General features: G+C 64.1%; 28 protein-coding genes. 19 read left to right on the top strand and 9 right to left on the bottom strand.

From position 1 onward, the window contains the following. The first annotated feature begins 79 nt into the window (after nucleotides 1-79). Both rph and rdgB read left to right on the top strand, forming a co-directional pair. Nucleotides 80-838, top strand: a complete 759-nt coding sequence (rph, locus tag AB4Z38_RS02095) for a ribonuclease PH (protein ID WP_078108499.1) — start codon at nucleotides 80-82, stop codon at nucleotides 836-838. Next, a complete protein-coding gene (rdgB, locus tag AB4Z38_RS02090) occupies nucleotides 835-1,476 on the top strand; it encodes an RdgB/HAM1 family non-canonical purine NTP pyrophosphatase (RefSeq protein ID WP_441428169.1) in 642 nt (213 codons plus the stop codon). The genes rph and rdgB overlap by 4 nt, the downstream gene beginning before the upstream one ends. A 77-nt stretch (nucleotides 1,477-1,553) precedes the next feature. On the opposite strand, the gene AB4Z38_RS02085 is transcribed toward rdgB, so the two are convergent. After that, on the bottom strand, nucleotides 1,554-2,318 hold the full coding sequence (locus tag AB4Z38_RS02085; protein WP_441428168.1) for a VTT domain-containing protein: 765 nt from the start codon (nucleotides 2,316-2,318) through the stop codon (nucleotides 1,554-1,556). Nucleotides 2,319-2,520: 202 nt separating this feature from the next. Here AB4Z38_RS02085 and AB4Z38_RS02080 point away from each other — a divergent pair, with 202 nt between their 5' ends. After that, nucleotides 2,521-3,762: an MFS transporter gene (locus AB4Z38_RS02080; RefSeq protein WP_441428263.1), complete on the top strand. Its 1,242-nt coding sequence runs from the start codon at nucleotides 2,521-2,523 to the stop codon at nucleotides 3,760-3,762. A gap of 294 nt (nucleotides 3,763-4,056) precedes the next feature. Here the strand turns inward: AB4Z38_RS02080 and AB4Z38_RS02075 are convergent, their stop codons facing one another. Next, nucleotides 4,057-5,451, bottom strand: a complete 1,395-nt coding sequence (locus tag AB4Z38_RS02075) for an Nramp family divalent metal transporter (RefSeq protein WP_441428167.1) — start codon at nucleotides 5,449-5,451, stop codon at nucleotides 4,057-4,059. Nucleotides 5,452-5,613: 162 nt separating this feature from the next. Between AB4Z38_RS02075 and AB4Z38_RS02070 the strand changes: the two genes are divergently transcribed. The 3 genes from AB4Z38_RS02070 (at nucleotide 5,614) to AB4Z38_RS02060 (ending at nucleotide 7,586) form a co-directional block, all read left to right on the top strand. Continuing rightward, nucleotides 5,614-5,874, top strand: coding sequence for a DUF4235 domain-containing protein (locus AB4Z38_RS02070; RefSeq protein WP_441428166.1), 261 nt, complete (start codon nucleotides 5,614-5,616; stop codon nucleotides 5,872-5,874). A 71-nt stretch (nucleotides 5,875-5,945) separates the two neighbouring features. After that, complete coding sequence (locus AB4Z38_RS02065; RefSeq protein ID WP_441428165.1) at nucleotides 5,946-6,971, top strand: exonuclease domain-containing protein; 1,026 nt, start codon at nucleotides 5,946-5,948, stop codon at nucleotides 6,969-6,971. Between the two features lie 66 nt (nucleotides 6,972-7,037). Further along, entirely contained in the window at nucleotides 7,038-7,586 is a 549-nt protein-coding gene (locus tag AB4Z38_RS02060) for a DUF4395 domain-containing protein (RefSeq protein WP_441428164.1), read from the top strand. Nucleotides 7,587-7,598: 12 nt separating this feature from the next. Here the strand turns inward: AB4Z38_RS02060 and AB4Z38_RS02055 are convergent, their stop codons facing one another. Further along, complete coding sequence (locus AB4Z38_RS02055; protein WP_441428163.1) at nucleotides 7,599-8,684, bottom strand: ADP-ribosylglycohydrolase family protein; 1,086 nt, start codon at nucleotides 8,682-8,684, stop codon at nucleotides 7,599-7,601. Nucleotides 8,685-8,761: 77 nt separating this feature from the next. Between AB4Z38_RS02055 and AB4Z38_RS02050 the strand changes: the two genes are divergently transcribed. The 6 genes from AB4Z38_RS02050 to AB4Z38_RS02025 all read left to right on the top strand — a co-directional run bounded on the left by AB4Z38_RS02050 (nucleotide 8,762) and on the right by AB4Z38_RS02025 (nucleotide 16,337). Then, a complete protein-coding gene (locus tag AB4Z38_RS02050) occupies nucleotides 8,762-9,118 on the top strand; it encodes a YidH family protein (protein WP_059387628.1) in 357 nt (118 codons plus the stop codon). After that, on the top strand, nucleotides 9,115-9,465 hold the full coding sequence (locus AB4Z38_RS02045; RefSeq protein WP_441428162.1) for a DUF202 domain-containing protein: 351 nt from the start codon (nucleotides 9,115-9,117) through the stop codon (nucleotides 9,463-9,465). The genes AB4Z38_RS02050 and AB4Z38_RS02045 overlap by 4 nt, the downstream gene beginning before the upstream one ends. A gap of 143 nt (nucleotides 9,466-9,608) precedes the next feature. Further along, nucleotides 9,609-10,535: an MIP/aquaporin family protein gene (locus AB4Z38_RS02040; protein WP_441428161.1), complete on the top strand. Its 927-nt coding sequence runs from the start codon at nucleotides 9,609-9,611 to the stop codon at nucleotides 10,533-10,535. An 89-nt stretch (nucleotides 10,536-10,624) separates the two neighbouring features. Then, the gene (locus AB4Z38_RS02035; protein WP_441428160.1) at nucleotides 10,625-11,812 is read left to right on the top strand and encodes an exonuclease SbcCD subunit D; all 1,188 of its coding nucleotides are present in this window, start codon (nucleotides 10,625-10,627) and stop codon (nucleotides 11,810-11,812) included. Next, nucleotides 11,809-14,829 carry an AAA family ATPase gene (locus AB4Z38_RS02030; protein ID WP_441428159.1) on the top strand — a complete coding sequence of 1,007 codons (3,021 nt, stop codon included), beginning with the start codon at nucleotides 11,809-11,811 and terminating at the stop codon, nucleotides 14,827-14,829. The genes AB4Z38_RS02035 and AB4Z38_RS02030 overlap by 4 nt, the downstream gene beginning before the upstream one ends. 89 nt (nucleotides 14,830-14,918) lie before the next feature. Beyond that, nucleotides 14,919-16,337: an MFS transporter gene (locus tag AB4Z38_RS02025; protein WP_441428158.1), complete on the top strand. Its 1,419-nt coding sequence runs from the start codon at nucleotides 14,919-14,921 to the stop codon at nucleotides 16,335-16,337. 144 nt (nucleotides 16,338-16,481) lie between these two features. Here AB4Z38_RS02025 and AB4Z38_RS02020 read toward each other — a convergent pair whose 3' ends face one another. Continuing rightward, a complete protein-coding gene (locus AB4Z38_RS02020) occupies nucleotides 16,482-17,216 on the bottom strand; it encodes an IclR family transcriptional regulator (RefSeq protein ID WP_441428262.1) in 735 nt (244 codons plus the stop codon). A gap of 148 nt (nucleotides 17,217-17,364) precedes the next feature. On the opposite strand from AB4Z38_RS02020, the gene AB4Z38_RS02015 reads away from it, so the two are divergent. The 6 genes from AB4Z38_RS02015 to AB4Z38_RS01990 all read left to right on the top strand — a co-directional run bounded on the left by AB4Z38_RS02015 (nucleotide 17,365) and on the right by AB4Z38_RS01990 (nucleotide 21,794). Further along, nucleotides 17,365-17,901, top strand: a complete 537-nt coding sequence (locus AB4Z38_RS02015; protein ID WP_441428157.1) for a flavin reductase family protein — start codon at nucleotides 17,365-17,367, stop codon at nucleotides 17,899-17,901. 67 nt (nucleotides 17,902-17,968) lie between these two features. Then, the gene (gene hpaB / locus AB4Z38_RS02010; protein ID WP_441428156.1) at nucleotides 17,969-19,423 is read left to right on the top strand and encodes a 4-hydroxyphenylacetate 3-monooxygenase, oxygenase component; all 1,455 of its coding nucleotides are present in this window, start codon (nucleotides 17,969-17,971) and stop codon (nucleotides 19,421-19,423) included. A gap of 328 nt (nucleotides 19,424-19,751) precedes the next feature. Continuing rightward, nucleotides 19,752-20,216, top strand: coding sequence for a hypothetical protein (locus AB4Z38_RS02005; RefSeq protein WP_441428155.1), 465 nt, complete (start codon nucleotides 19,752-19,754; stop codon nucleotides 20,214-20,216). A gap of 281 nt (nucleotides 20,217-20,497) precedes the next feature. Continuing rightward, entirely contained in the window at nucleotides 20,498-20,638 is a 141-nt protein-coding gene (locus AB4Z38_RS02000; RefSeq protein ID WP_441428154.1) for a hypothetical protein, read from the top strand. A gap of 678 nt (nucleotides 20,639-21,316) precedes the next feature. Then, entirely contained in the window at nucleotides 21,317-21,652 is a 336-nt protein-coding gene (locus AB4Z38_RS01995) for an RNA polymerase sigma factor (protein WP_441428153.1), read from the top strand. After that, a complete protein-coding gene (locus tag AB4Z38_RS01990; RefSeq protein ID WP_441428152.1) occupies nucleotides 21,630-21,794 on the top strand; it encodes an RNA polymerase sigma factor in 165 nt (54 codons plus the stop codon). Before AB4Z38_RS01995 ends, AB4Z38_RS01990 begins: the two co-directional genes overlap by 23 nt. Before the next feature lie 88 nt (nucleotides 21,795-21,882). Here the strand turns inward: AB4Z38_RS01990 and AB4Z38_RS01985 are convergent, their stop codons facing one another. Continuing rightward, nucleotides 21,883-22,536 (bottom strand): phosphoribosyltransferase, encoded by a 654-nt coding sequence (locus AB4Z38_RS01985; RefSeq protein WP_441428151.1) that lies wholly within the window; start codon nucleotides 22,534-22,536, stop codon nucleotides 21,883-21,885. Between the two features lie 82 nt (nucleotides 22,537-22,618). On the opposite strand from AB4Z38_RS01985, the gene AB4Z38_RS01980 reads away from it, so the two are divergent. After that, a complete protein-coding gene (locus tag AB4Z38_RS01980) occupies nucleotides 22,619-23,032 on the top strand; it encodes a MarR family transcriptional regulator (protein WP_441428150.1) in 414 nt (137 codons plus the stop codon). A gap of 20 nt (nucleotides 23,033-23,052) precedes the next feature. Here the strand turns inward: AB4Z38_RS01980 and AB4Z38_RS01975 are convergent, their stop codons facing one another. From AB4Z38_RS01975 to AB4Z38_RS01960, 4 genes are read right to left on the bottom strand one after another with little or no spacing between them, the layout of a single operon-like run. Next, complete coding sequence (locus AB4Z38_RS01975; protein ID WP_441428149.1) at nucleotides 23,053-23,883, bottom strand: alpha/beta fold hydrolase; 831 nt, start codon at nucleotides 23,881-23,883, stop codon at nucleotides 23,053-23,055. 4 nt (nucleotides 23,884-23,887) lie between these two features. After that, the gene (locus tag AB4Z38_RS01970) at nucleotides 23,888-24,217 is read right to left on the bottom strand and encodes a biotin/lipoyl-containing protein (RefSeq protein WP_078108520.1); all 330 of its coding nucleotides are present in this window, start codon (nucleotides 24,215-24,217) and stop codon (nucleotides 23,888-23,890) included. Continuing rightward, nucleotides 24,210-25,241 (bottom strand): alpha-ketoacid dehydrogenase subunit beta, encoded by a 1,032-nt coding sequence (locus AB4Z38_RS01965; RefSeq protein ID WP_441428148.1) that lies wholly within the window; start codon nucleotides 25,239-25,241, stop codon nucleotides 24,210-24,212. The genes AB4Z38_RS01970 and AB4Z38_RS01965 overlap by 8 nt, the downstream gene beginning before the upstream one ends. After that, nucleotides 25,234-26,271, bottom strand: coding sequence for a thiamine pyrophosphate-dependent dehydrogenase E1 component subunit alpha (locus tag AB4Z38_RS01960; protein ID WP_441428261.1), 1,038 nt, complete (start codon nucleotides 26,269-26,271; stop codon nucleotides 25,234-25,236). Before AB4Z38_RS01960 ends, AB4Z38_RS01965 begins: the two co-directional genes overlap by 8 nt. Nucleotides 26,272-26,358: the final 87 nt, after the last annotated feature.

Genomic DNA, 26,358 nt, shown 5'->3' with positions numbered 1-26,358 from the left:
GGAGTCCGACTTAGCAGTCCAGCTGCGTAGTCCGACTGAGCAGTCCAGCGGAGGCCGGGGGGATCGCTAAGCTTGCAGTATGACTTCCGAAGCCACATCTGTCCCCGTCATCCGTGCCGACGGCCGTACGCCCGATCAACTCCGTCCCATCAGCATCACCCGAGGCTGGTCGAAGCAGGCTGAAGGTTCGGCCCTGATCGAATTCGGCAACACCCGGGTGCTGTGCACGGCTTCCCTGACCGAGGGCGTCCCGCGCTGGCTCAAAGGCGAAGGTCGCGGTTGGGTCACGGCCGAATACGCCATGCTGCCGCGGGCCACGAACACCCGTTCCGACCGTGAGTCCGTCAAAGGCAGGATCGGCGGGCGAACCCACGAAATTTCGCGCCTGATCGGGCGCTCGCTGCGTTCCATCATCGACACCAAAGCCCTGGGCGAGAACACGATCGTGCTGGACTGCGACGTCCTCCAGGCCGACGGCGGCACCCGCACCGCCGCGATCACCGGCGCCTACGTGGCGCTCGCCGAGGCGATCCGCTTCGCCCGCGAGAACAAGATGATCGCCAAGAACGCGCAGCCGCTGATCGACACCATCGCTGCTGTCTCCGTGGGAATCATCGACGGTATCCCGATGCTGGACCTGCCCTACGTCGAGGACGTTCGTGCGGAAACCGACATGAACGTGGTGGTCACGGGCTCCGGCAAGTTCGTGGAAGTCCAGGGCACCGCCGAGGGAGCCCCCTTCGACCGCGATGAACTGAATGCCTTGTTGGACCTTGCCCTCATCGGCACGGGGGAGTTGGCAGCAATCCAGCGCGAGACCCTGGCCGAGGCCCCGTGAGCATCGACACTGCGCCGAGGCTCGTTCTTGCCACCCACAACAAGGGAAAACTGCGCGAACTCAGGGAACTCCTCAGGGGGCAGGTGCCAGGACTCGACGTCGATACCCAAGTGATTGACGCGGCTGCCGCCGGAGCTCCCGATGTTGCCGAGACCGGCGTGACGTTCGCCGAGAACTCCCTTCTCAAGGCACGGGCCGTGGCTGAGGCCACGGGAATGGTGGCGATTGCCGATGACTCGGGGCTGGCCGTGGACGTCCTGGGTGGAGCCCCGGGCATCTTTTCGGCCCGCTGGTCCGGCCGGCACGGTGACGACGCCGCCAACCTCCAGCTCTTGCTGGCGCAACTCTCGGACGTTCCCGACGCACACCGGGGAGCCGCCTTTGTCTGCGCGGCGGCACTCGCTGTACCGGCCGCCGTCGACGGCGGGGCGCGCGAGGTGGTCGAGTACGGCCAGCTGGAAGGCACTCTCTTGCGTGAACCGCGCGGTGCCGGTGGATTCGGTTACGACCCCGTGCTCCGGCCGCAGGGGCTGGACCGCAGTTGCGCCGAGCTGAGTTCCGAGGAGAAGAACGCCATCAGCCACCGCGGCAAGGCGTTCAGGGCACTGCTCCCGGCCATTGTGGACGCCTTGCGCTGAAACTCGTGGGTAGGCCTTAACGGCAGAGGCACCCCGCAAACGAACTGCGGGGTGCCTCGTTCTATAAGCCAGTGGGCTTAGCGCTCGCCGTGCTTTCCAGCTTCGTGTCCCTCGATGAGCTCCTCGACGGGTTCAGTTCCACGGTCCGTGGCCCTGCGCTTGGCCAGCAAGCCGCGGATGACCTCGACGGCCACGGGGACCACCGAGATAAGGACGATGACCACGAAGATGATGTCGAGGTTGTCCCGGACCCACGGCACCTTGTCGCCAAGCAGGTAGCCGAGCAGCGTGACGCCACCGCCCCAGAGCACCGCCCCGATGACGTTGAAAATGAAGAACTTGCGCTTGTCCATCTGCGCGACGCCGACAATCACCGGGACGAAAGTGCGGATGATCGGAACGAAACGGGCCAGGATCAGGGCCTTGCCGCCGTGCTTTTCGAAGAAGGCGTGCGCGCTTTCGACGTTCTCCCGCTTGAATAGCTTGGAATCCGGCTTGTTGAAGATGGCAGGTCCGGCTTTGGAGCCAATGAAGTAGCCGCTCTGGTTGCCGATGATCGCCGACACAACGATGAGGGCGGCGAGTGCCCAGATATTGAACTTGATAGTGTCCGTGGCCACGAGGAGCCCTGCGGTGAAGAGCATCGAGTCGCCGGGCAGGAAGAAGCCCACCAGCAGTCCCGTCTCGGCGAACACAATGCCGCACACGAGCAGGACCACCCATGGAGCCAAAGCCGGGTCGGCCAGGAAGATTTGGGGGTTCAACCAGTCGGGGAGGAGCGCGGACATATGCGGCTGCACCTGTCCTGCACCCCCCAAAGCGGATACGGCAAAGTCGTTCATCGCAGAAAGGGTCACCCTTCAAGGGTACGGGACAACCGCCGTCGGGCCCTTGGGGCATCGGCTGGGGGTGTCTGCCAGACACTGCCTCCAGTCGGCCCGCATGGGTAGCGTGGTGGAGGTGGACAGAAGACACGAAGACTTCTGAGTCCGCAGCTAACTGAACATGACTGACGAGGAAAAACTTTTGAAGCGAGACGCAGCCATATCCAGGACACCGGCGACGGTCGCTGCTGCGTCAGCGCCGGTGTTCCCGTGGGGAGGTCTTCTGATCCTCGCCGCAGCAGGCTTCACCGCCGTTACCACTGAACTCCTCCCGTCCGGGCTGCTGCCCCAGATCAGCCGGGACCTGGGAGTAGACGAATCGGCCGTAGGGTCGCTGACGGCCGCCTATGCAGCAGTCATCGTTTTCACAGCGCTTCCCTTGTCGAGGCTGCTCGGCGGACGAGTCCCCCGCAAGGCGTTGTTGATCGCCACCGTGCTCGCATTCGCACTCAGCAATGTTCTGTTGGCGTCGAGCCCGAGCCTGGGATTGGCAGTTGCCGCGAGGCTCCTCGGGGGCGTGGCCCACGGGATGCTGTGGTCAAGCATGGCCCCCTACGTTGCCAGGATCGTTCCAGCGCACTCTGTCGGAAAAGCCATGGCCATGGTCTTCAGCGGTAACAGCATCGCGCTGGCCGTCGGAGCTCCTATCGGCACACTCATGGGATCCGTGCTCACCTGGCGGGCTTCTTTCCTTATCCTGGCTGGCGTCGGTGCGGTTCTCGCTTTGCTGGCCGTTTGGGTGCTCCCCGCAGCCCCCGACGAGGACGGCAATACGACGCCGACCCTCCGCGGAGCCCTGAAGCTGCCCGGCGTAATCGCGGTAGCCACAGCCTGGCCTCTCTTGCTTTTGGGTCACTTCACCCTCTTCACCTACATCGCGCCGTTCCTCCACGTCTCCGGACTGCCGGATGCCTTCACGGGCATTTCGCTGTCCGTGGTGGGGGCCGCCAGCCTCGTGGGGATCTGGATCGCCGGCCTCACCGCCGATTCCCATCCGCGGCGCTCCTTGCTTTCCGCGGTCGCCCTGCTCGTGCTGGCCTTCGGCCTTTTGCCGTTCCTGGGCGGCACGTGGTTGGGTGAACTCGTCCTGGTGACCATATGGGGAACGGCCTTTGGGGCCATCGGTATCTACAACCAGGCAGCAATCCTTCGCGCCGGCGGAGAGCACAAGGACGCCGCGAACGGCTTGACCGTGGTGACCATTCAACTCGGCATCGCCGTCGGCGCCGGTTACGGCGCTCTGGCCCTGACTACCGTCGGCGCCCTGTGGGTGCCGCTAGCCGCAGCCGTCCCGACGGCGGCAGCGCTTGCAATCATCCTGGCCAGCCGCCACGGCGGCTACCCCGCCGGCCCCCGGGAGAATCGAGTCGCAGTCCCCACAGCCAAGGAACCGAGACGCTAGCGCTTCCGGCCCGTCCAAGGTGTTCGATCAGGAACGTAAGTGTGCTGAGGATCTTGTGCACTCCGGCCGGTGGTTTGAGGTACCGCAAGCCTTCAAGTCCAACGTCTATGCGCTTTTCCGGCTGACCAAAGCCGCGCTGCCCCGAGCGAAAAAATAGTCCACTTCGGTGAGGACACGCCCCTGGGGAGGGCCGGTCAACCCGCTGAACTGGCGTGCAGGATCATCAGGCTTTTTGTTGTCTGAGGTGCCCGCCGGTTCGGAAGAGGGGCTGGCGTGTCCGCTCATGGAGCCCTCCTAGGCTGAGCCGGTGACTGTGGTCCAGATGCCGACGGCGCCGGCGACGACCATGATGGCGGTGGTTGACCAGCCGAGTGTGGCCGCAAGTCTTCCGTTGCGATATTTGCCCATGAGGTCCTTGTCCCGGGAGATGAGCATGGTGACGATGAGGAACGGTGCGGCGGCGATCCCATTGATGATGGCACTCAAGACCAGCAGTCCGATGGGGTCGGAGACGAAGAGGCTGATGATGACGCCGCCGATGGTTCCCACGCCTAACAGCACGTAAAAGGTGCGTGCCTTGCTGGGGCGACGGTCGAATCCCCAGTTCTTGTCGAGGAGACCGGCCAGTCCGGCGGATCCGGCGGCGGCGAGGACGGGGACTGCCAGGATGCCTGAGCCGATGAACCCGGCTGCGAAAAGGAATTTGGCGGCCGGTCCCACGATGGGTTCCAGTGCTTTGGCGGCGTCCGCGGCGGTCTTGACGTCCGTGCCGTTCTTGCCGAGGGTCGCTGCGGTTGCCGCAATGATGGCGAACATGACCAGAACGGAGAAGAACATGCCGGTGAAGACGTCGGCGCGGGCGTTGCGGAGCTTGCGCTCAGCCGATGCCTGGGCTCTTTCCTCCAGGCTGACTTCTTGAGCGTTCCCGTCGTCTTCCTCGCGGAGTTCCTCGATCCTGTGGGCGCTTTGCCAGAAAAACAGGTACGGGGAGATGGTGGTGCCCAGGACAGCGACAATCAGTGCCACGTACTCCAAGCTCGGCCGGAACTGCAGGCCCAACGTGCCGGCTACGACGTCACCCCAGTCCACCTTGGCGACGAACAGGACCGCCACATACGCCATCAACGCCATGCAGAGCCACTTGAAGGTTTTGGAAATGATGTCGAAACCCCCGACCATCAGGGCAACCCCTATGCCGACTCCTGCAATGGCGCTCCAGAGGTGGCCCGGGCCGGCCCCGAGCATCTCCATGCCCTGCCCGATTGCCATCAGGTCCGCCGCCGCGTTCAGGGTATTCGCCCCGAGCAAGGCCACGATGAGGATTCCGATCACCACACGTGGCTTGCGGGAGAACTTCCGGCGGGCCAACCTGCCCAGGCTGTCCCCGGTGGCCAGGGCGGTACGGTCGCAGATTTCCTGGACGGCCATCATCATCGGCAAAGTCACCGGCGCAGTCCAGAGCATCCCGTTGGAGAAAGTGGCACCGGCCTGGGCATAGGTCGCGATACCTGAGGGGTCGTCGTCGGCCGAGCCGGTGACCAGGCCTGGACCGAGCAAACCGAGGAACCGCCGGATCGGCGAGGGCTTTCCGCCCGAAGGACCCTGATCGCCGCCGGAAGAATCGTCTGGCTTGCTGTTGCTCGACGGAGTCTCGGGGAATTCAGGTTCAGTGGATTCGACAGAACTCACTTTGTCCTCCTGTTCATCACCTATGCTGATACTAAGCATGCTGATTATCCCCAGTAGTCTATTAGTTTAGGGCAAAAGACCGGGGGTTGCTTGGCCACAAGCGCGACAGGCAGGACCGAAGGCGCGTGAACGGGCCCGTGAGGCCACAATCGGAGGAACGAGATGAACGTCCTGATCAAACTACTTGGCCTTGTTGTGGGCATGGGCGCCGGAATTGCGGCGAACAAGGCCCTGGAGGCCATCTGGAGCAAGTCCACCGGGAAGCCCGCGCCCAAGGATGCGAGCAATCTGGAGGACTCGCTACCGGGCGTGGTGTTGTTCGCCTTCGCCGGGGGCGCCGCGGGAGCGGTCATCCATGTCCTGACCCAAAGAGCAACCAAGAAGGCGCTGAACAAGCTGCAGGAGACGGCGGACGAGGTCTGAACGATGGTCCGTAGCAAGTGGCGGCCATCACCAGCGCCATTTGGACCTCTTTCCACCTGTAACCTTGACCAGTGGCATTGGACTTTACGGCGATCGACTTTGAAACTGCGAACGGCTTCAGGGGTTCTCCGTGCTCGGTCGGGCTGAGCAAGGTCCGTGGCGGCGTCGTGGTGGAGGAAGCTTCATGGCTCATGCGGCCGCCGGAAAACCACGACCACTTCGAGTACCACAACACCCGGATCCACGGCATTCGCGCCGAGGACGTTGCAGGGGCTCCACGCTTTGGCGAACTCTTCCCTGAAATCGGGGCTTTCATCGGCGGAGACATCCTTGCCGCCCACAATGCGGCGTTCGATCTGGGAGTCATCCGTTCCGGACTCGAAGTTTCCGGCCTGCCTGGCCCCGCATACGAGTACGTCTGCACGGTGATGTTGTCCCGGCGCTGCTACTCCTTGGTATCCAATTCCTTGCCCTACGCCGCGGAGGAGGCGGGCGTGCCACTCGTGAACCATCACGACGCCGCCGAGGACGCCCGGGCGTGCGCCGGAATCCTGGTGGACATCGCGCACCGGAACAACGCCAACAGCATCGCTGAGCTCTACTTGTCCCTCGGCCTGGCCATACCCAAGCAGCAGGCCTTCCAGTCAGGAGACGGACTGTCCAAGCAAACGCTCGCTGCGCTCGCGGCCGTCGCCGGAGGGCGCGACGCGGTCGCAGGCCAGTCCAGCATCGAGCGTAGTGCGGGCCAGCTTGGGCGCGCTTGGAGCAATTGGCCGGAAGAGGGCACCAACCCGGCGCCCAATCCTGCAGCGGAACCGGGCCACCCCCTGTTCGGGCAGACCGTCGTCTTCACCGGTGAGCTTGCGATTGCCCGGCCGGAAGCGAAACAGCGGGCAGCGGAGATGGGCGCGCGACCGGAGAGCCGCGTGACCGCTAGGACCACGGTCCTGGTGGTGGGTGACGGCTTTGTAGCCAGCGATCTCCGGAACGGGCGCCTTACGGGCAAAGCAAAGCGGGTCCTGGAGTTGCACAGCCGAGGCCAGCAGATCGAGGTTCTTTCCGAGGGTGAGTTCCTGCAGATGGTCGGCGGGCGCTAGCCGCGCCAAAATTCACACGGAGCAACAAAGCTTCCCGTAGCTTCCCCGCGCTCCTAGCCTTGAGCCATGACACAGGGAAATCAGCCTGACACCGTGCGGCCCACCGCAGGGACGCTGGCTGCGGCGGCCACCGGTTGGCGCGCCGTCTTCGCTTTCCCCAATCCCGTCAATGAGTACGCTGCGAGGATCACGGCTGGCCTTGTGGTTTTGGCGGCGGTGGCCACCCTCGTGAGCGGCCTTGGCTGGGGACTCGTGCTGATTGCTGCCGGTTTCTGGCTCCGCGTGCTGTTCGGACCGAGGATCTCGCCGTTTGCCTTGCTGTCTGTCAAGGTCCTGGCACCCCGGGTGGGTCCCGCCAAGCTTGTTCCGGGCCCGCCCAAGCGTTTCGCACAGGGAATCGGAGCGGTGCTCAGCACAGCGGCCGTGGTCCTGTTCTTCACCGGTCTCGCGCTGGGTGCCTGGATCCTGCTCGCCTTGCTGATTGTGGCGGCGTCGCTTGAGTCGTTTGTAGGATTCTGCCTCGGCTGTGCGATTTTCGGCTTGCTGCAGCGGCACGGGTTCATTCCCGAGGACGTCTGCGAAGCGTGCAACAACATCGCCCTTCGCAGGCTTTGACCCGTTTTCCTCCTAGCCCACGGTGACGGCGATAAGCCGCTGCGCCATCCCGCGGATGACGTCAGGAGCTTCAAGGGCTTCAAGCCAGTCCGAGGGCAGCGCCTCTTCGCCATGGAGTGCTCCGAGGATATTGCCCGCGATCGACGCGGTGGAGTCACTGTCGCCGCTGTGGTTTAGCGCCACGGCTATGGCCTGGCGGAAATGGGCGGCCGGATCACGCCGTGTCTCCGCTGCCGCGCTGGTTGCCAGCACCGCATAGAGCCCGACGGCGAGTGCCTCCTCTGCGACCCAGCCCTCGCCCAATTGCTCAGTGAGTTCCTCCGGGCTGAGCAACGAGCCGGCGGAAGACAGTTCCAGTGCCTGGCGGAGGCGGTCCAGGAGCTCGGGAGCTGGATCCGGCAGTGCTGACACCACACTCAACGCATGCTCAGCCGCTGTCCGTACATCCGAGCCCGCGCTCAGTTTGTGCACCAGCACGCTGAAGGCACCGGCACTTTGCCGCGCCGAAGGGTGTCCGTGGGTCAAGGACGCGGCATCGGTGCTCAGCTTGTAGACCGTGGCTTCGGAAATATGGGGGACCAGTCCAAAGGGGGCGGACCGCATCACCGTGCCGCAGCCCTTCGATTCCGGATTGACAGGGCGAAACTTGGTCCCCATCTGTCCCGTGGCGAGCCCGCTCAGGCACGCTTTGCCCGGATGCCTGCGGTGCCGGAGTACCTCCTGGCTGTCGATCCAACGCGGTTGGGGAACGGGGGCCGACGACGGCAAGGCCACACCTTGGGTGGCGAGCCATCGCAGGTAAGCCAACCAGAGACATGCAGTTTCATCCGCCGCTACGCCGTCGTTGGCCCATTCGAGGGCTTCCACGAGGCCGTCAACGGTGTACAGCGTCATCTGGGTATCGTCGGAAAAGTGGCTGCCGCCGTCGAGCTGGCCAAAAGAGGTGAGGCCCGCGGCGCCGAAGCGGGAGCGGATGGCGGCTACGTCGTCGAACTCGACGGCGTAGCCGAGCGAATCGCCCAAGGCGCCTCCCAGCAGGCAGCCGTGAACCCGGGACTCGAAGGATGGCACGGCGGTGGGGGACGGTTCAGCACTCATAGTGGTAATTTACCGTGGCTGCTTCGCCGGTCTGCACATCCCCGCTGATACGGTGGCTCGTGAACCAGGAGGCAGTGATGCGTGAACCCGCGTGGCGGAAAACCGGAAAGACCCCGGACTACAGATTCTCCCTCGCAAACGAGCGGACCTTCCTTGCATGGATCCGTACGTCGTTGGCGCTGCTGGCTGGTGCCGTCGCCATCGACCAGCTTGCTCCGAACATCGCGCCGCAGCCCGTGCGCATCGTCTTGTGCGTTGTGCTTTCCATGATCGGCGCGGGCCTCGCGACGCTTGCCTACCGCCGGTGGGCGCAGATGGAGGCAGCGATGCGCAACGACCAAGCCCTGCCGTTCTCACGGGTCATGTTGCTGATGACCATCGTGGTTGCCGTGGCAGCCTTCACCTTTGCCGTGCTGATCCTGGTGGCGCGTTGACCATTGACGCCAAGGATCCGGGGCTGCAACCTGAGCGCACCACGCTCGCTTGGCGCCGGACCCTGATTTCGCTTCTGGTGGTGGATCTCTTCATCTGGCGAAGATGGTTGACGGCCAAGTCCGGCGCGGGGCAACTTCCCACCGGGATACCGGGACTCGACTACCAGGGAATCTGCGCCCTGACGGCCGCCGCAGCGACGATCGTCCTGTGCTGCGTCGTCTGGGTCAGGTCCCATCAGCTGCACCATGGCGCGGAGGAAGCGTCGGCTGTCTTGATGCTTGCAAGCGCCCTGTCCATTGTCGCGCTCGCCTGCGCTGCGGTCGCCGCAATCGCGTTGGGCGGCTAGGCTCGGATTCAGGAAGCGTCCAGACTCGGCTGACAGGATGCCAGCAGGGCAAATGCGCGGTCCGCGGCATGGCTCGTTGCCGTGCGTGGAGCATTCTCCTCCGCAACAGACCACCCGAACTTCGAACTAAGGAATCATTCGACATGACCACAACTGTGTCCGTTCCCTCCTCCCGCGGTACCCGGCTCCTTGCCCGGGCGTCCGCTGAAGCTCTGGGGACGCTGTTCCTTGTGGTTATTGGCTTGGGTGTGCTGATCTTCATCAACCCCCAGGCGGTTCCGATGCCGGCGTCGCTGGCCAGCGGCCTGACGGTTACTGCCGCCATGCTTGCCTTCGGCTATTTGTCGGGCGGGCACTTCAATCCGGCCATCACGGTGGGCCACTTGGTTGCCGGCCGGATGAAGCTTGTGGATGGGGCCGTATACCTTGGGGCCCAGATCGTGGGCGGTTTGCTGGGCGCACTGGCGATTTTCGCCGTCGTGCGGACCGTTCCCGGGATCACCGACAGCCGGACTGTCTTCGACACGGCAACGTCCGGATTCGGCACCCATTCGAGCTTCCAGGTTCCCGTGACCGGCGTGATGCTCATTGAGGTCCTCGGCGCTGCGCTCCTGGTGGGGGTTTTCCTGGGCGTCACTGCCCGACGCAATCCCAGCAAGATCGCGGCACCGTTCGCCGTCGGCCTGACTGTCGCAGTCCTGCTGCAGCTGGGCCAATCAACCGGCAACCTTGCCTTCAACCCGGCCCGTGCCACCGCATCCGCCATCTTCAGCTCCAGCTGGGCAGTGGAGCAGCTCTGGCTCTTCTGGGTCGCACCGCTTGTGGGTGCGGCGATCGCAGGCCTCATCTTCCGCGGTTTCGGTGAGTCCACTCCGGCAGTCGTGGCAGAGGTCGAAGAACCGCTTCCGGCCGACGGCTGGGACGAAAAGTCCGACGACCACGCCGAAGCGGCTGCCCCGGAACGAGCGGCCGGGGTTTCCACGCCGGCTGCGGCGCCCGCCGCGGCTCCAGCCGAAGAAAAGCCCGACGTCGACCCGGCCCGTGACTTCTTCGACGGCAAGCGGGGCTGACGCAGGAATTAGCTGCCGGGAGGGCCCTGTTACGGCCGGTGCCGCCGCGCCGCGCCAATAATGTCAGTGCCTCCAGTTAGCTTGAAAACATGAAGCTTTTGCACACTTCGGATTGGCATCTGGGACGCTCGTTCCACGGCGTCGGTATGCTCGACGCCCAGCGCGACTTCATCGAGCAGTTGCTCGCAGTCATCCGGGAGCAGTCGGTGGACGTCGTCCTGATTGCGGGGGACGTCTATGACCGTGCCCTTCCCGGCCTGGATGTCGTTAAGCTGCTCGACGACGCCCTCGTGCGGATCACGGACGCCGGAGCCAAGGTGGTCCTGACCAGCGGCAACCACGATTCCGCAATCCGCCTTGGTTTCGCTTCACGCCTGCTGGAGCGCGGAGGAGTCCACCTGCGGACCCGCGTAGAGGATCTCGATTCCCCTGTCACGTTTCCACTGGACAGCAACCACCGCGCGGCTCGGACGGGTGCCCCGGTGCTTGCCGTCTACGGGATTCCGTACCTTGAACCAAGGCTTGTCGCCGAACGGCTCGGTACCCAAACGGCGAGTCACTTTGACGTCACCCAAGCCGCGGTCCAACTCATCCGTGAGGACATTGCCCGGAGAAGCGAGACAGGACCGGTGCACTCCGTTGTGCTGGCACACACTTTCGCGAGCGGCGGCATCACCTCGGACAGCGAACGCGATTTGAGTATCGGCGGTTTGGGGGCAGTGCCCTTGGATCTCTTCGATGGCTTCGGCTATACGGCCCTTGGGCATCTGCACGGGCGCCAGGAACTTTCGGAGCACGTCCGGTATTCGGGTTCGCCGCTGGCATACTCGTTCTCCGAGGCCAAGCACCGGAAGGGTGCCTGGCTGATTGACGTCGGCGTCGACGGTGTTGAGAGCGTCGAGGAAATTCTGTGGAAAGCACCACGGGAGCTGGCGATTCTCCGCGGGAAGCTCGCTGAGCTTTTGGAATCAGGGGAATATTCCTGGGCCGAGACCGCGTATTGCCAGATCACTCTCACGGACTCCGTGCGGCCCGCGCAGGCCATGGAACAGCTGCGTGCCCGGTTCCCGGACACGCTGGTGCTGGGCTTTGACCCTGAAGACGCCGAGGGCAAGGCCAAAGCCAGCTACAGCAGCAGGCTCGCCGAGGCCGAGGACGATCTTGGTGTTTGCTGCGGCTTCCTCGACCATGTACGGGGAAGGCCTGCTGACGAAGCAGAACTTTCGGCACTTCGTGAAGCCTTGGAAGCGGTCCGGTTGGAAGGAGCGGAGCTGTGAGAATCCACCGCCTTGAAATTGAGGCTTTCGGGCCGTTTGCCGGGGTTCAATCGATTGATTTCGACCACCTGGGGGCCCAAGGGCTGTTCCTCTTGAACGGTGCCACGGGCGCGGGAAAGACGAGTGTACTCGACGCTATCTGCTTTGCGCTGTACGGCTCCGTGCCGGGCGCCCGCCAGGACGGCAAACGTTTGCGGAGCGACCACGCTGAACCGGCAGCGGAGCCCCGGGTCGTCTGCGAATTTTCGGCGCGAGGCAGACGCTTCGAGGTCACCCGCTCCCCGGCGTGGGACAGGCCAAGTGCCCGTGGGCGCAAGGGCTTCACCACCCAACAGGCCAAAACGCTTCTGCGCGAACGGGTTAATGGCTCGTGGGAAGAAAAGACCTCCCGCAACGACGAAGCCGGCATGGAAATCGGTGACGTCCTGGGTATGGACCGGGAACAGTTCACCAGAGTGGTCATGCTCCCGCAGGGAGACTTCGCGGCTTTCCTGCGTTCCAAGGCGTCCGACCGGCTGGATCTTCTGCAGAAGCTCTTCGGAACCCAGCGTTTTGAAGCGATCGAGCAGCAGCTGGCACTCCAAGCAAACGCCGCGCGCGCAAAAGTTCAGGACAACCAGAATGGACTTCAGTTGCTCGTGCAGCGGGCGGAGGCGGAGTACGCGCAACTCGGCATCGAAGACGCCGTTGACCCGGATCCTGATGACTCCGAATCCAGTGAGTCCACACCTGAACTTCGGCTCAGGAACCTCGCGGCCCGGGCCCGGACCGAATCTCTCGAACGGCAGCAAGCTGCCGGCTCTGCCGACGCCGTCCGGCTTCAGATGGCGGACAAGCTCAACTCCGCCAGGGAACGGGTTCAACGGCACGCGAAGCTCGACGCCGCCACGCGCCGGCACGAAGCGCTCTCCGCACGCGCGGCAGAAGTGCAGGAATTCCGCGAGCGACTTGGACGCCACCGCAAAGCCGCCGTCCTCGGCGGACAGCTCGATGCCGTAGACCGCGCCGCGAAGGCCCTCGACCTGGCGGGCTCGAAGGCGGAGTCGGCGACGGCGAAGCTGCTTGCCGCCTCTCTTGACGCGAGCGATCCCGGCACGTCGCTGGCCAAGATTCAAGAGACGATGGCTGTCGTAGAGGCCAGGGTCGGGGACGAACAAAAGCTCGAAGACATCACTGCAAGGCTTGATGCGCTCGACCTCGCTGCACGGCAGAGGGAGTCGGCCAAAGCGGTGCGGTCCCTTGCGTTGGCCGGGCTTCGCTCGGAGGCGGTTGCCTTGGAAGGTGAGCTGGGCCCGCTGGAAGTGGAGTCTTTGGAGCTGCCCCTTCGCGAAAGCGAAGCCGCGGCAGCGCAGAACGCCGTCAGGACCGTAGCCCGCTACGCAGGCGCCCTTGATTCGCAGTCCGCGGCAGTGAAGCGCCACGCGTTTGCCCGGGCGCTTTCCCAGGACCTCCGACAACTCTGGCTGGATCTCCGCGAATCCCGGCTGGCCAATGCCGCCGCCGAGCTCGCCGCAAAGCTGCATGACGGCGAAGCATGCCCTGTCTGCGGAAGCGCCGAGCACCCTTCTCCGGCGCCAGCGGGGCTAACCGCCCTGGCCCTTGCCGAGGAAGAGCAATCCGCCCACGAACGCTATGACGAGAGCGAGCACGAACTTCTCCAAGCGGCAGGCGAGCTAGCGTCCGCCGAGCAGGAAGTTGCCGTGCTCGCCGCCCAGGGCGGAGACATCGATCCACAGGAAGCCGCTTCGGCGGAGGCCTTGGCCAAAGACGCCCTGGCCTCGGCGCGTTCTGCCGTGGAAGGGCTCAAACGGGGCAAAGCAGACCTCGTCCGGATGACGGAACGCATTGCCCGCTTGGAGGAAGAACAACTCCAGGAGGACACGGCTGCGGCGCAGGCCGGGTCAACCATGGTCCTGCTAAGCGAACAACGTGAGTCCCTGGACACCTTGCTTCGCGGGCTTCGTGATGGCTTCGACACACTGCACGGCCGGATTGAGGCCCTGACCAGGCAACGCGAACTCCTGCAGTCCGCTGTGACTGCAGGCGTGCAGTCGGAACGAGCCCGGGAGGCTTTGGATGATGCATCCACAGCCTTGGACCGTGCCCTTTCGGCACACGGATTCCACACCGCGGAGGCCGCGCGGCTCGAAATCCTCGACGAGCAGCACGCCGCCCGGCTCGACGAAACCATCAGGGCGGCGGAGACCGAGAGCGCCCGTCTCGCGGAACTCTTCGAGTCCGAGGATCTCATGCTCGCTGCCAAAGAAGTGCAGATCGGGGAGGTGCCCCTGACCGCCGTCGAGCTCGCTGCCCTCGAACAGGAGGCCGGACAGACTGAAGAAACTGCCCGCCGCCTGGATCTTGCAGCAGGACTCGCAGACAGGACGGTGGCCGGCCTGGCTGCGATCCGCTCGCAGTACGAAGAAGCTGCGGCCTCGGGACGCGGCCCCCGCGAACGCGCCCGGGTACTCAACGAGCTCGCCGAAACCGCCAGAGGGGCAGGCGACAACGGCTACAAAATGAGCCTCAACAGCTACGTGCTGGCTGCCCGGCTCGAACAAGTCGCGGCAGCTGCGTCGGAGCGGCTTATCGCCATGAGCGATGGCCGGTACACCCTGCAGCACACGGACGCCAAGGCAGCCCGTGGCGCGAAATCCGGCCTGGGCCTGGAAGTCGTGGATGAGTGGACAGGTCAGCGGCGCGACACTGCGACGTTGTCCGGAGGGGAGTCGTTCATGGCTTCGCTCGCGTTGGCCCTGGGGCTCGCGGATGTTGTGCAGCAGGAGGCCGGCGGCGTAGACATCGAAACCTTGTTCGTGGATGAAGGCTTCGGGAGCCTTGACGAGCAATCCCTCGAGCAGGTCATGGATGCACTGGAGGGACTGCGCGACGGCGGCAGGGTAGTAGGGCTGGTCAGCCACGTTGCCGAGATGAAACAGAGAATCAGCAGCCAGCTTCAGGTAATCAAGAACCGGAACGGCTCCACCGTGCGAATCGTCGACGCCGCGGCAGCCTAGGGCGGGCCGTCCGGTAGACTTGGAGGGTTACACCGGGTCGCGCGCATCGGGAGGAGGGACGATGCGCATCATTCAGCGAACCCGGAATCATGAACTCCTCCCCACAGAACTCCGCGGCGAACACCGCACTCCAGGCTGCCCCTTCATTTCCTTCTGCGCCCCCGTCGGCCGCGCCCCGCCGCTCGCGTCTGCCCGGACGCTTCGCCCGCTTGCCAGAGCTCGCTGGCCGCAACTTCCTGCCGCTGGGACTGTTCGCGAGGCTGCCCCTCGCCATGCTGACCGTCGGCACCCTTACCCTTGTCACGGCCGTCAGCCATTCTTACGCCATCGGCGGGTTGGCCGCCGGAGCCGTCGGTATCGGGTCGGCCTTGGGCGCACCGGTACTCGGCTCGCTCGCTGACCGGTCAGGCCAGCGTCCTGTCCTGCTCGTAGCCGCGGCTGTCAACGCCGTGACCGTCATCGCATTGCTCGTTGCCGCGTACCTGACGCCCGATTTCAACACCCCCACGGACGCGATAGCCATTTTGGTGACGGCTTTCCTTGCCGGAGCGAGTTGCCCGCAGGTGGGGCCCATGGCCCGTGTCCGTTGGATGGCGCTGACTACCCTGAACCTGAACACCCGGAATTCGAAGCCCGGAGCCGGCGAGAATGCCGCCGGCACTGGAAGTGTGGCGTCCGGCCGCGCAGACCTTGATACCGCGTTGTCCTACGAGGGAACCGCGGACGAAGTCACTTTCGTCCTCGGTCCTGCGCTGGTCGGTATTCTCGCGAGCCTCGTAGCCCCTTGGCTTCCGCTCGCATTGGCGGCCGTCCTTACCGCCACGCTCGTCCCTGCTTTCGCCGTGCATCCTTCACAATTGGCTGTGGTGCCGGCAAAGCGCAAGGCGGGCACCGGCGTCGGGAGCGTCCCTGCGAAGCAGAAGTCAAGTGTCCGTTCCTTGGCCTGGCTGAAGGTCGCTGTTCCGGTGCTGGCCATGGTCTGCATGGGAACATTCTTTGGTGCGACGCAGAATGCGTTGAGCGCGTTCTCCGCCCAGTTCGCCACGGCGGAAATTGCGGGGCTGATGTATTCCGTCATGGGCCTCAGCTCCGCCGTCGCTGCGCTGTCTGTTGCCTATTGGCCGCAGCGCTTTCGGCTGGCCATCCGTTGGGTGCTCGCCGCGGCCGCGATGTCGGCGTTCTGTCTTCTGTTGTTCCTTCCCGCCGGGATCTGGCCGATGGTCATCGTTCTTTTGGTGCTCGGAATTCCCGTAGGACCCGTCATGGTGACAGTCTTCAGCATCGGGGGAGTCGTGGCACCGGCCGGCCGTATGGCAACCGTGATGACCGCACTGGCGAGCGGCATCGTGGCGGGTACGGCGTTGGGCGCCTACCTTGCCGGGCAGTTGGCCCAAACCCAAGGTCCCGCCGCCGCTTTTGTGGTGTCCACGGCTGCTTCGGGCGCGCTCCTGGTGCTCGGTATCGTCGCAGGACTGGTCCTCCGGCGCAGGCCAAGCACCCAACAATAACGACGCCCGCTCACTTATGGGCCACTTTTTGGCAACCCTCGCTCAGATCATCTGCACGAGCGTTCCCGGCTTTGGCCTTAAAAGTGAGCGAGCGTTGGAAGAAAGAGAACGAACGCACTCACCAAAGGGTGAAACGCGGGGTCCTTAGGCCAGCTGGGACTCTATGCGGGCTGCGCTCGCTGCCAATGCTTCGCCAACGGCGGCCTGATCCTGTTCGCGGCGGATGTAGACGACGGCGATCGCCGCGGGCCGGCCGCCCGGCACCTTGATGGGGGCGGCCAAGGATGACAAGCCTGCGATGACTTCGTCGTGGCTTGCCGCATAGCCGAGCCGGCGCGCTTCTGCCGCTTCCGGGCGATACGGCAGGCCCGGAGCGCGGGTGGCCCATTCATCCTCGCTCATGGTGGACTGGATCGCGATTCCGGGTGCCCCGGTGTTCACGGGGTGGCGCGTGCCGGGATGCTGTGCCAACGTCGCGGCTGAGTGGCGGGGCTCCACCGTGACCAGCGTGACGCAATCCTGATGGTCCCAGACTGCTACGAAGGCCGTCATGTTCAGGGTGTTGGCAAGCTGGGTCAGCTCCGGGAGGGCGGCCGTCTGGAGGTCGCGGGAGACGCCCCGGGCCAGGACCGCAAGGCCCGGACCGGGCTGAACGCGTCCGGCGTCGTCGCGCACCAGGAGGGAGTGATCCTCCAGCGTCCGAAGGATCCGGTAAGCCACCGAGCGATGAACGCCCAGGGCGCCGGCGAGTTCTGCAATCGTCAGGGGGCGTTCGGCGGCGGCCAGGATTTCCAGGGCTTGGACTCCGCGGGAGAGGGTCTGTGACGGCGAGACGGTCGCCGTCGTTTCCTGCAGACTTTTCGCGGCGCTGGGAGACATCATGCGCTCCATCCTATGTTGGGGCCTTACGTGGCTAACCCGCCGTCTTGTGCCGTGGCACACAAAAGACTATGGTTCTGTATGAGAATTTGTTGTTCAAATATAGAACAAATTCACATATGGAACAATCTCCAAGCAGGAATCGACGATGATTGCCAAGTCCAGCCAGAATGCGGAGCAGGGACCCCTGAACCGCACGTCGCGTCCGCGGGCACATCATTTCCGCGGCAGCCTTGGCCGCTTCGCCACAGGCGTTGCCATCGTGACGTTCGACGGCGCCACCAAGCGGCATGGCATCACCGTCAATTCCTTCACCTCTGTGTCCATGGAACCACCCCTGGTCCTGGTCAGCATCGCCCGCAACACCAAAGCCCACGACGAGCTCGCCGGGCGCCCCTTCAGCGTCAATATCCTGGGGGCGGAACAGAAGCAGCTCGCCCTGCATTTCTCGGGCCGTCCCGGTCCCGAGCCCCGGTGGGTCGAAGGCGACACCGCGCCCCGGCTATCCAACGTCCTCGCCTATTTCGAATGCACGCCATGGGCGGCCTACGACGGCGGAGACCACACCCTCTACCTGGGTGAAGTGGTGGACTTCAACTACCGCAGCGGCGACGCGCTCGCCTTCGCCAACAGCTCTTTCACCACCATCCCGGAAAGCCAATTGGGAATGGAGGATCTTCTGTAGTTGCCCCGGCGCCCGCCAAGCGTCGCAGCCACACGCCGTTTCAGCTCAACCATCATTGGAGACAACCATGGGAATCCGGACCGGACAGCAGTACCTGGACAAGCTCAACTCGATGAACCCCCACGTCCTGATCGACGGCGAAGTGGTCACCGAGAAGATCGCCGACCACCCGTCCTTCAGGAATGTGGCCCGCACGTACGCAAAGCTCTTCGACATGCAGCATGACCCGAAGTATGCGGACGCCCTCACCTACGAGTCCCCGACGACGGGTGACCGGGTGAGTGCCTCGTTCCTGATACCGCGCAGCAAAGAAGACCTCGAACATCGGCATGCGGCCATCCGCACCTGGGCTGAGTACTCCCTTGGATTCCTGGGCCGGACGGGTGACTACATGAATGGCGCCCTCACGGCGCTCGCGGCCGCAGAAAAATGGTTTGCCCAGGCCGATCCGATGTTCGGCGAAAACATCCGCAAATACTACGAGCATTGCCGCGAGAACGATCTCCTGGCTACGCACACGCTGATCCCGCCGCAGGTCAACCGTTCGGTGTCAGGTTCCGAGCAGCTCGGCGGCCAGCTCTCGGCCAGGGTGGTGGAGGAGCGCGAAGATGGAATCGTGGTCCACGGCGCGCGGATGCTCGCCACGATCGCGCCGATCGCCGACGAGCTCCTCGTATTCCCTTCGACGCTTCTGCGCTCGACGCCGGAAGATGCTCCCTACTCCTACGCGTTCGCCCTCCCGAACGATGCGCCCGGCATGCGTTACCTGTGCCGGACCTCGCTCTACAACGGCGGAGGCACCCACGACGAGCCGCTCGCCAGCCGCTTCGAGGAGATGGACGCCGTCGTCGTTTTCGACCATGTGTTCGTTCCCAACGAGCGCATCTTCATGCTCGGCCATCCCGAACTGTGCAATGCCTTCTACTCCGAGACCGGCGCCGGGGCCCTCATGACCCACCAAGTGGTCACACGGACCATCGCCAAGAGCGAGTTCTTCCTGGGCCTTGCCTCGGAGATTGCGGCGTCGATCGGGATTGACGGTTTCCAGCACATCCAGGAAGACCTTGCGGAGCTTATCGAAACCGTTGAAATCGGCAAGGCCCTCATGGTCGCCGCTGAAGCCCAGGCGGCACCAAGCCCGGACGGCGTGTTCCTGCCGCATTGGCCCACGCTGAATGCGGCCCGCAACTGGTACCCCAAGGTTGCCCAGCGTTTCCCCGCCATCATCCGGAAGTTCTCGGCATCCGGCCTCATGGCCCTGCCGGGCGAAGCGGACGTGGCCAGTGAGGCATTGCCGGACATCGAGCTGTACATGCAGGCGAAGACGCTGACCGGGCCAGAGCGCGTGCGCCTCTTCAAGCTCGCTTTCGATGCCAGCATTTCCGCGTTCGCCGGGCGCCAGGCCCTGTATGAGTACTTCTTCTTCGGTGACCCTGTCCGCATGGCGGCCGCCCTTGTGAACAGTTATGACCGCGAGCCGGCCCGCGCCCGCGTGCGGGAGTTCCTCGAGCGAAAGGACTGAGCGCGCCACGGCACGTACGACGACGGCGGCGGGTTTCGCCGTCGTCGTTTTCGTGCCGTCCGGGACCGGGAGGCGCAGGGTGGTTGCGCTGTCGCCCCGGCCTCTGTTGTGCACCGGGAGAAGCCAGGCCCGCAAGTGCGGCACTCAAGCCGACATGCCCACACCCCGTCCCTTCGCCATGAGTCGACTGGCAAAGATAGCGGGTCGCGCTTTTACGACAAGGAGTCAGGAATCTGCTATCTGGCGCAACTACTAGGTCATAAAGCCCGGCAATTATGTTGTCCTGCCACCCTTTGGGCGGCGGGACAAGCAAGGGAAGGATGTGACAATGATCTCCGTCAGTTCTTTGAAGCTGAGAACTCTCCCCGACGGCTACGCATATTTCGGCGTCGCGGAGGGCGACTCGACTATCGAGTTCCATGATGACCCTGATCAGCTAATCGTGAGGTACAAGACTGGGTCTGGATTCGCGCAGGCAAAGATGCTCTCAATTTGCTACTCACCGGCCGGGGCCGCGTTGACATGCGTGGAGACGAAACCGCCCATCAAGATTAAGTTGGGGAAGCTTAGCGCCCTCTACTTCGACGGCCACTGGGTGCCGGGTCCCGGTTCCGGCCAGTGGGACACAATCGTGGGTCCTGTCCACTGGGACACTGATTCTCAGCATTCCCTTGCCGTTAGCCTGCCGAGTGGGGCTTCCTTGGCGATTCGATCAAGCCCTCAGTACCTTCCTGGCTTGGCTTCCCTGCTTGGAGTCGCGCGATCCATTCCGGTTGTCGAGGCAGCTGTATGACCGTTCTACGAATCGCAGTGACGATGGTCTTTCTTCTTGCGGTCGCGGGCAAACTCAGCGCCGCTCGGAGTTTCGGCTGGCAGGTAAGCCTGGACAATCGGAGGTCACAATCTTGGCCCATTCCGTCGGACTTGTGCTTGGGGCGCTCACGACGGCGACGGTCCTGATGCGTGACAACTATGGCATCGCCACTGTTTGTCGTGTGTGCACTGTGGACCCTCTCACAAGGGCAATGGCCGGTGACCGTATACACTTTCTTGGCCTTCGCAGCAGGTCGTTTGATGACCACCGTCGTGACCACCTTTGACGAATCCTTCGCCTGCGATACGTCGGCGGCCGACAAAGTCGTGCGCGCTATTACACCGTTTGGAATCCTCGAAGGCATTGCGGGCGTTGCGACCGGGGTGTTGTTGTTGATATAGAGACTGGTTGCCGTTCGCCGGGGAGGGGTACAAATCGAATGAAATCGGGCCAATGGATGGCACTCGCAGCATCAGTGACATTGGGGCTCTCGGCATGCGAGCCCTCCGGTACATCGCGACGAACGGAAGGGTTTTCTCCGCCGGCGCTGACATTAGCGTCGAGCCTCGAATGTCCCGACGCGTTTAGTGCGGACGCAGACCGCGAGCCGGAACCTCCGGGATCAGACACGCCCAGCGCGCTAGGGGTCGCATCCAGGTCTTGGATCGGCAGCCCGGCGGGCTATACGTGGCCGATCAAGGACGATCTAAGCGGTTTTGCGGTCACCATCGCTGGCGTCCGGTACGGCGGATGGAAAGCGCCTTTGACTCTGGAGCCGGGCATCGGCGAGCGTGCTGTGAGCATTGAGGGGCCCGACGACGCTGTTCTGATGGTTGTCTCCAGCAAGGATTGGGGGACTAAACCTGCCTTGCGGGAAGGGAATATGGTTGTGCATCGATCTTACTCCATCAAGGGGTGCCAGAACCGCAGAACAGAGTTCCCGGGGATGATCCTTGTCCTCGGACCCGCCTGCGTTGTAATTAGGGTCACCGACCGCGTGACGGGAGCGACATCCACAGTATCCGTGCCGATGTACGGCGGCGTATGCAAGTGAGCTAAGGAAGGCGGCTTGGGGCGCTGTGGGGGAACATCCCGAGGACGATTTTGCTGATTACTTTAGGATCCACTATCCGCGACTCCTCGCGTTTGTGAAGCGGAGAGTGGACGATCATGAAACGGCTCAGGACATCTGCAGCGAGTCATTCTTGCTGGCCTGGAAGATCCTCGGGTGCGAATGCACAGATTCAGCTTCATGGCTCTATGTAACGGCGCGGAATCTGATTGGCACCGAATACCGACGCCGTGCCCAGAAGGACAAGCTGATCCTTGCGATAGGCAGGATCTCCCGAAGTCCCCCAGATTCCTGCGAGCAGCCGGATCTGGAGATCGCAAATGGAAGAGCTGCACCCCGATGACAGGGCGGCCATCGTTCTGACTTATTGGATCGGTCTGTCCGCCGCAGAGGCGGCGATCCTCTGCGGGTGCAGCGAAGGAGCAATGTGGAAGCGTCTGAGCCGGGCAAGGGCACAACTGAGGAGCTTGCTTTCGGAAGCATGAACCCACCTGCCTACCGGACACTCAGTTTAGTTTCTCTTCTCTCGCGGCAGCTACCCTCATGAAATGCGAGTGCGTCGTCGACCCATGACTACCCCGACTGCTCCAACAGCCGCACCGCGTCGTCGTCGGTCAATTGTTCGAAGTGCTCGTAGAACGCGCCCACGGCGTGGAACTTGCCCGGCGTGTGGAGGCACATCATGAAATCGCACACCCGGCTGATGGACGCTTGGGCTTCGAGGGACGACACGGGGACGGCGGCCACGACAGTCGCGGCCCCGCCCGCGCGGACGGCCTCGACGGCGGCACGCATCGTGGCGCCCGTGGCGAGTCCGTCGTCGACAAGAACAACAGTCTTGCCCGAGAGGTCGAAGTTGATACCCGGGTAGGTCTTCACTCTCCGCAGGAGTTCTCCCCGCTCGCGTACCTCCACCGCGTCGAGCGAAGCCTGGGTGATTCCGTGCCGCAGCATACGTTCGGCGAGGGGCCGGTTGAGTATGCGGACGATCCTGCTGTTGGACCAGGCCAGGGCGCCGAAGGCTGTTTCTTCACGCCCCGGGATGCCGAGCTTACGCACCAGAATGGCACCGTATGGCTGGTGGAGTTCGACGGCGGCAGCGGCCGCCACGGGGACTCCACCACGGGCTAGGCCCAGCAGGATGGTGTCCGGGCGTTGCCGGAGCTGCGGAAGCCCTGCTGCCACGCGGCGTCCGGCGTCCGCGCGGTCCTTGAAGCGCATGCCCATTCGTCTCACTTCCACGTCATCCAGCGCTGAATCAAGCCTACCTGTGTTGCCGGGCCCGCTCTGCGCTGCCACGATGGGCCATGTGAACAAGCCCATCGGTTACTGGACCAAACGCCTGGATGCCGCATTGGAGGCGCATCTGGACAGCACCTTGGCGAGGTTGAAACTCAGCCGGAGGCAGTGGCAGACCCTCAATATCCTGGCTGAGACACCCCTTAGCCCCGAGGATCTTGACGGAACTCTCAGCCCCTTTTGGGGCGGTGACACACGACGTCGCGAAAGCGAACTCGCCGCGCTCGTAGGCCGCGGCATGATCATCATGGTGGACGATCGCATCAGCCTCAGCGAACTGGGCCATGCAAAACACACGGAAGCCCAAAGGCTCGTTGAAGAATCCCGGCGGGACCTCTCGACGGGGATCGGTATCGATGAATATGCCATGGCCGTCAGCGTGCTGGAGCGCATGACGCTCAATGCGGAGCGGCTGGCCGGCTAACGCCGCCGCTCTGCCACCACTCAGACGCCGAGGAACGCCAGTGCAGCGTCCTTGAAAACCCGGCTGGTCACGGCGTTGCTGTGGTTCCGCCCCGGCACGAGCAGCTGTTCAACCAGGCCCCCGGCGTGGGAAGCGATCGAAGCTAGCTCCGGCATGGTGACGGCGCGTTCGTCCTTTTCGCCGGCCACCAGGAGCATCGGCATGTGGGGCACGGCTTCGGCAGGATCGAATGGTTCGCCCTTGATGGCCTCGACGAGAGACAAGAGCGCAAAAAGATCGTTGCTCGGCAAGAGTTGTGCCATCTTGAGCAAGCCTGCGGTGGACTCGTCTTCAATGGGTGTGCCGTCCGCGAGGTAGCGCTGGGCTGCCGCGAGATCGAAGGACGCCAGGGGGTCTTCCTTGTTCGGGCCGCCCAACACCAGCCGGTGCACGAGTTCGGGCTGGGTTGCCCCGAATTCCCAGGCGAGCCGGGAGCCCAAAGAATAGCCGATGACGTCGAGCCCGCTGGTAGGGTCACCGGCGCGCACAGGGCGCGCACCGGCGTCGGCGACTATCTGGAGCAGGTCCGCGCGGATCCGGCTCGGGGAGTAGGAGTCCAGGTCCTCGGGCGAACTGCTCTGGCCGTGCCCTGGAAGGTCTACCGTGATGACACGCCGGCCGGCGGACTTGAGGGCGGAAATCCAGCCGGTGTCGCCCCAATTGAGCTTGGTGGACGAGGAGAAACCGTGCAGCAGCAGGACAGGACGCAGCCCCGCGTCGGTGCCTTCGGCAGGCTCATGGACTTCCACGAACAGATGCGGATCCGTTCCTTCCACGGTGTGGATGTGCTCTTCCGTGTGCCTGCCGCTCATGGTGTCAGTCCTCATCAAGTACAGCGCTCAGGCGGACCCTGCGCTTCGGTGCGTCATCCTGGGGAACGGTGCCCACGATGCCGGCAGTATTGTCCGGCACCTCGAACACCACCAGCGGCTCACCGACGTTGATTGTCTCGCCCGGCGCGCCGTGGATACGGATCACTTTACCCGCCTGCGGGCTCGGCAACTCGAGGGCGGATTTACTGGTTTCCAGCTCCACGAGCGGCTGGTTCCGTTCCACCTGGTCGCCGGGGGAGACGAGCCAGTCCAGCACGGTCGCTTCGATGAGGCCTTCGCCAAGATCGGGCAGGGGGAAGCTGATTTCAGCCACGTCGATACTCCAGTACTCGTTGGATCCCCAGGAGGATGCGGTCAATGTTCGGAATGTATTCGTCCTCCAGGTCGCCGGAGGGATACGGCACGTCGAAGCCCGTGACCCGTTCGACGGGCGCCTTGAGCGTGTCGAAGCAGCTTTGCGTGATGAGTTGGGCCACTTCGGCCCCCAGTCCGGAGGTGAGCGGAGCTTCATGCACGACGACGGCGCGCCGCGTCTTTCCGACGGACGTCGCCAGTGCTTCGGCGTCGATCGGCTTGAGCCAGCGCAGATCGAGGACCTCGACGTCGATTCCGTCTTCCGCGGCGAGTTCCGCGACCTGCAGGCAACGCGCCAACATGGCACCCCAGGCTACGAGGGTCAGGTGGCGGCCCGGCCGGACAATGCGGGCGCCGGTGAGGGTACCGCCGTCGGGTGTGTCGACGTCGCCCTTTTGCCAATACCGGGACTTCGGTTCCATGAAGATCACCGGGTCCGGCCGCGAGGCCGCGTACTTGAGCAAGTGGTACGCATCGTGTGGGTCGGACGGCGAAACAACCTTGAGGCCCGGGACGTGCGCGAAGAGCGCCTCGAGGCTTTCGCCGTGGTGTTCGGGGGCGCGGATGCCGCCGAAGCTGGGGACCCGGAGCGTGATAGGCATCGGCAGGGTGCCGCGGCTGCGGTAGTTCATCCGGGCGATCTGGCACACGATCTGGTTGATCGCGGGATACGCGAAGCCGTCGAACTGCACTTCCGGAATCGGGTGGAAGCCGGCCATGGCCAGACCCACGGACATGCCCAGGATGCCCGATTCTGCGAGAGGGGTGTCAAAGACCCGTGATTCTCCGTGCTTGGCCTGCAGTCCGTCGGTGATGCGGAAGACCCCGCCCAATTGGCCGCAGTCCTCGCCGAAGACCACCGTCATCGGATCGGTGGAGAGGATTTCGTCCAACGCCCGGTTGAGGGCCTGCTGCATGGAAAGTTTGACGGATTGTTCGTTCCGTGCCCCGGCTTCAAGAATGGCAGTGGTGCCCTCAGACATGTTCGGACTCCTCGCGCCAACGGGTGGCCTGGTTTTCAAGGGCGGGGGTGGTTTCCTGGAAGACGAAATCGAACATTTCGTTGCCGGGCCGGGGGCCGCGGGCTTCGATTCCAGTGCGCACGGCTTCTTCCTCTGCCCGGGCTGCCTGGTTGGCGGCGGTGAAGAATGCCTCGTCGGCTACGCCTTCGGCGAGCAAACGCTTGCGGAGGCGTTCCAGCGGGTCCTCGCCGGCGTCGATGCGCTCGTCGTCGAGGCTTCGGTACCGGCCGGGATCGTCGGCCGTGGAATGCGGCCCGCGGCGGTAGGTCATGGCCTCGACCACAACCGGACCGTTTCCTGCGCGGCAGTGGGCGAAGGCGTTGCGGGTGGCCTCATAGACGGCGACCACATCGTTGCCGTCCACCTGAATGCCCGGGATCCCGTAGCCGGCGGCTCGTGCAGCTACCGAGCCGCCGGCCACCTGCCGCTCCGTGGGCACGGAAATCGCCCAGCCGTTGTTCTGGATGAAGAAGACAACGGGTGCTTTCATCACGGCGGCAAAGTTCATTGCTTCGTGGACGTCTCCTTGGGAGGAGGCGCCGTCGCCGAAGTAGCTGAGGGCCACTCCGTGCTCGCCGCTCAAGGTCTGGCCGTGGGCCCAGCCAACGGCATGAAGCACAGAGCCTGCCACGACGGCCTGGATGGGCGCGAGTCGGCTTGCCAGGGGATCGTACATGCCGCCGTGCCAGGTTGCCTTGTGGGTGGACATGTACGCCACCATGTCCACGCCCATGGTCCTGGCGACGCCCATTTCGCGGTACGTCGGAAAGGCGAAGTCGCGTGCAGTGTCGAGGGCGTAGGCGCTGCCGACCTGGGCGGCCTCCTGGCCGAGTTCCGGAGCGTAGCCGGGGATGATTCCCTGACGCTGCCATGCGACGGCCGAGGTATCCAGGTATCGGACGGCAGCCATCAGGGAATAGAGTTCCCTGAGCTGTCCGGGGGACAAGGGCGCGGCGTCGGCTGCGGCCACGACGGGAAGAAGTGAGTCCATGGACGTGACCGTAGTCACTGTTTGGATCGTAGGCAATCCGCCTATTTAGCCCTAGTCAAACTGCCATGGACTGCTAGCTTTCCCGTC

Origin of the sequence: Arthrobacter sp. 2RAF6 (assembly GCF_052115205.1) — a bacterium.
Classification (GTDB): Bacteria; Actinomycetota; Actinomycetes; order Actinomycetales; family Micrococcaceae; genus Arthrobacter.
The sequence above is the reverse complement of the archived record's forward strand: the minus strand, read 5'-3'. Positions and strand labels throughout refer to the sequence as shown.

Excerpts from the sequence above, each read along its gene's own strand:
- AB4Z38_RS01960 (WP_441428261.1), bottom strand. The coding sequence starts at position 26,271 with ATGGACTCACTTCTTCCCGTCGTGGCCGCAGCCGACGCCGCGCCCTTG.
- AB4Z38_RS01975 (WP_441428149.1), bottom strand. The coding sequence starts at position 23,883 with ATGAGCGGCAGGCACACGGAAGAGCACATCCACACCGTGGAAGGAACG.
- AB4Z38_RS02025 (WP_441428158.1), top strand. The coding sequence starts at position 14,919 with ATGAACTCCTCCCCACAGAACTCCGCGGCGAACACCGCACTCCAGGCT.
- AB4Z38_RS02005 (WP_441428155.1), top strand. The coding sequence starts at position 19,752 with ATGATCTCCGTCAGTTCTTTGAAGCTGAGAACTCTCCCCGACGGCTAC.
- AB4Z38_RS02070 (WP_441428166.1), top strand. The coding sequence starts at position 5,614 with ATGAACGTCCTGATCAAACTACTTGGCCTTGTTGTGGGCATGGGCGCC.
- rph (WP_078108499.1), top strand. The coding sequence starts at position 80 with ATGACTTCCGAAGCCACATCTGTCCCCGTCATCCGTGCCGACGGCCGT.
- AB4Z38_RS02060 (WP_441428164.1), top strand. The coding sequence starts at position 7,038 with ATGACACAGGGAAATCAGCCTGACACCGTGCGGCCCACCGCAGGGACG.
- AB4Z38_RS02015 (WP_441428157.1), top strand. The coding sequence starts at position 17,365 with ATGATTGCCAAGTCCAGCCAGAATGCGGAGCAGGGACCCCTGAACCGC.
- AB4Z38_RS01990 (WP_441428152.1), top strand. The coding sequence starts at position 21,630 with ATGGAAGAGCTGCACCCCGATGACAGGGCGGCCATCGTTCTGACTTAT.
- AB4Z38_RS02055 (WP_441428163.1), bottom strand. The coding sequence starts at position 8,684 with ATGAGTGCTGAACCGTCCCCCACCGCCGTGCCATCCTTCGAGTCCCGG.
- AB4Z38_RS02085 (WP_441428168.1), bottom strand. The coding sequence starts at position 2,318 with ATGAACGACTTTGCCGTATCCGCTTTGGGGGGTGCAGGACAGGTGCAG.
- hpaB (WP_441428156.1), top strand. The coding sequence starts at position 17,969 with ATGGGAATCCGGACCGGACAGCAGTACCTGGACAAGCTCAACTCGATG.
- AB4Z38_RS02020 (WP_441428262.1), bottom strand. The coding sequence starts at position 17,216 with ATGTCTCCCAGCGCCGCGAAAAGTCTGCAGGAAACGACGGCGACCGTC.
- AB4Z38_RS01965 (WP_441428148.1), bottom strand. The coding sequence starts at position 25,241 with ATGTCTGAGGGCACCACTGCCATTCTTGAAGCCGGGGCACGGAACGAA.
- AB4Z38_RS02035 (WP_441428160.1), top strand. The coding sequence starts at position 10,625 with ATGAAGCTTTTGCACACTTCGGATTGGCATCTGGGACGCTCGTTCCAC.
- AB4Z38_RS02000 (WP_441428154.1), top strand. The coding sequence starts at position 20,498 with ATGACCACCGTCGTGACCACCTTTGACGAATCCTTCGCCTGCGATACG.
- AB4Z38_RS02040 (WP_441428161.1), top strand. The coding sequence starts at position 9,609 with ATGACCACAACTGTGTCCGTTCCCTCCTCCCGCGGTACCCGGCTCCTT.
- AB4Z38_RS02050 (WP_059387628.1), top strand. The coding sequence starts at position 8,762 with ATGCGTGAACCCGCGTGGCGGAAAACCGGAAAGACCCCGGACTACAGA.
- AB4Z38_RS01985 (WP_441428151.1), bottom strand. The coding sequence starts at position 22,536 with ATGGGCATGCGCTTCAAGGACCGCGCGGACGCCGGACGCCGCGTGGCA.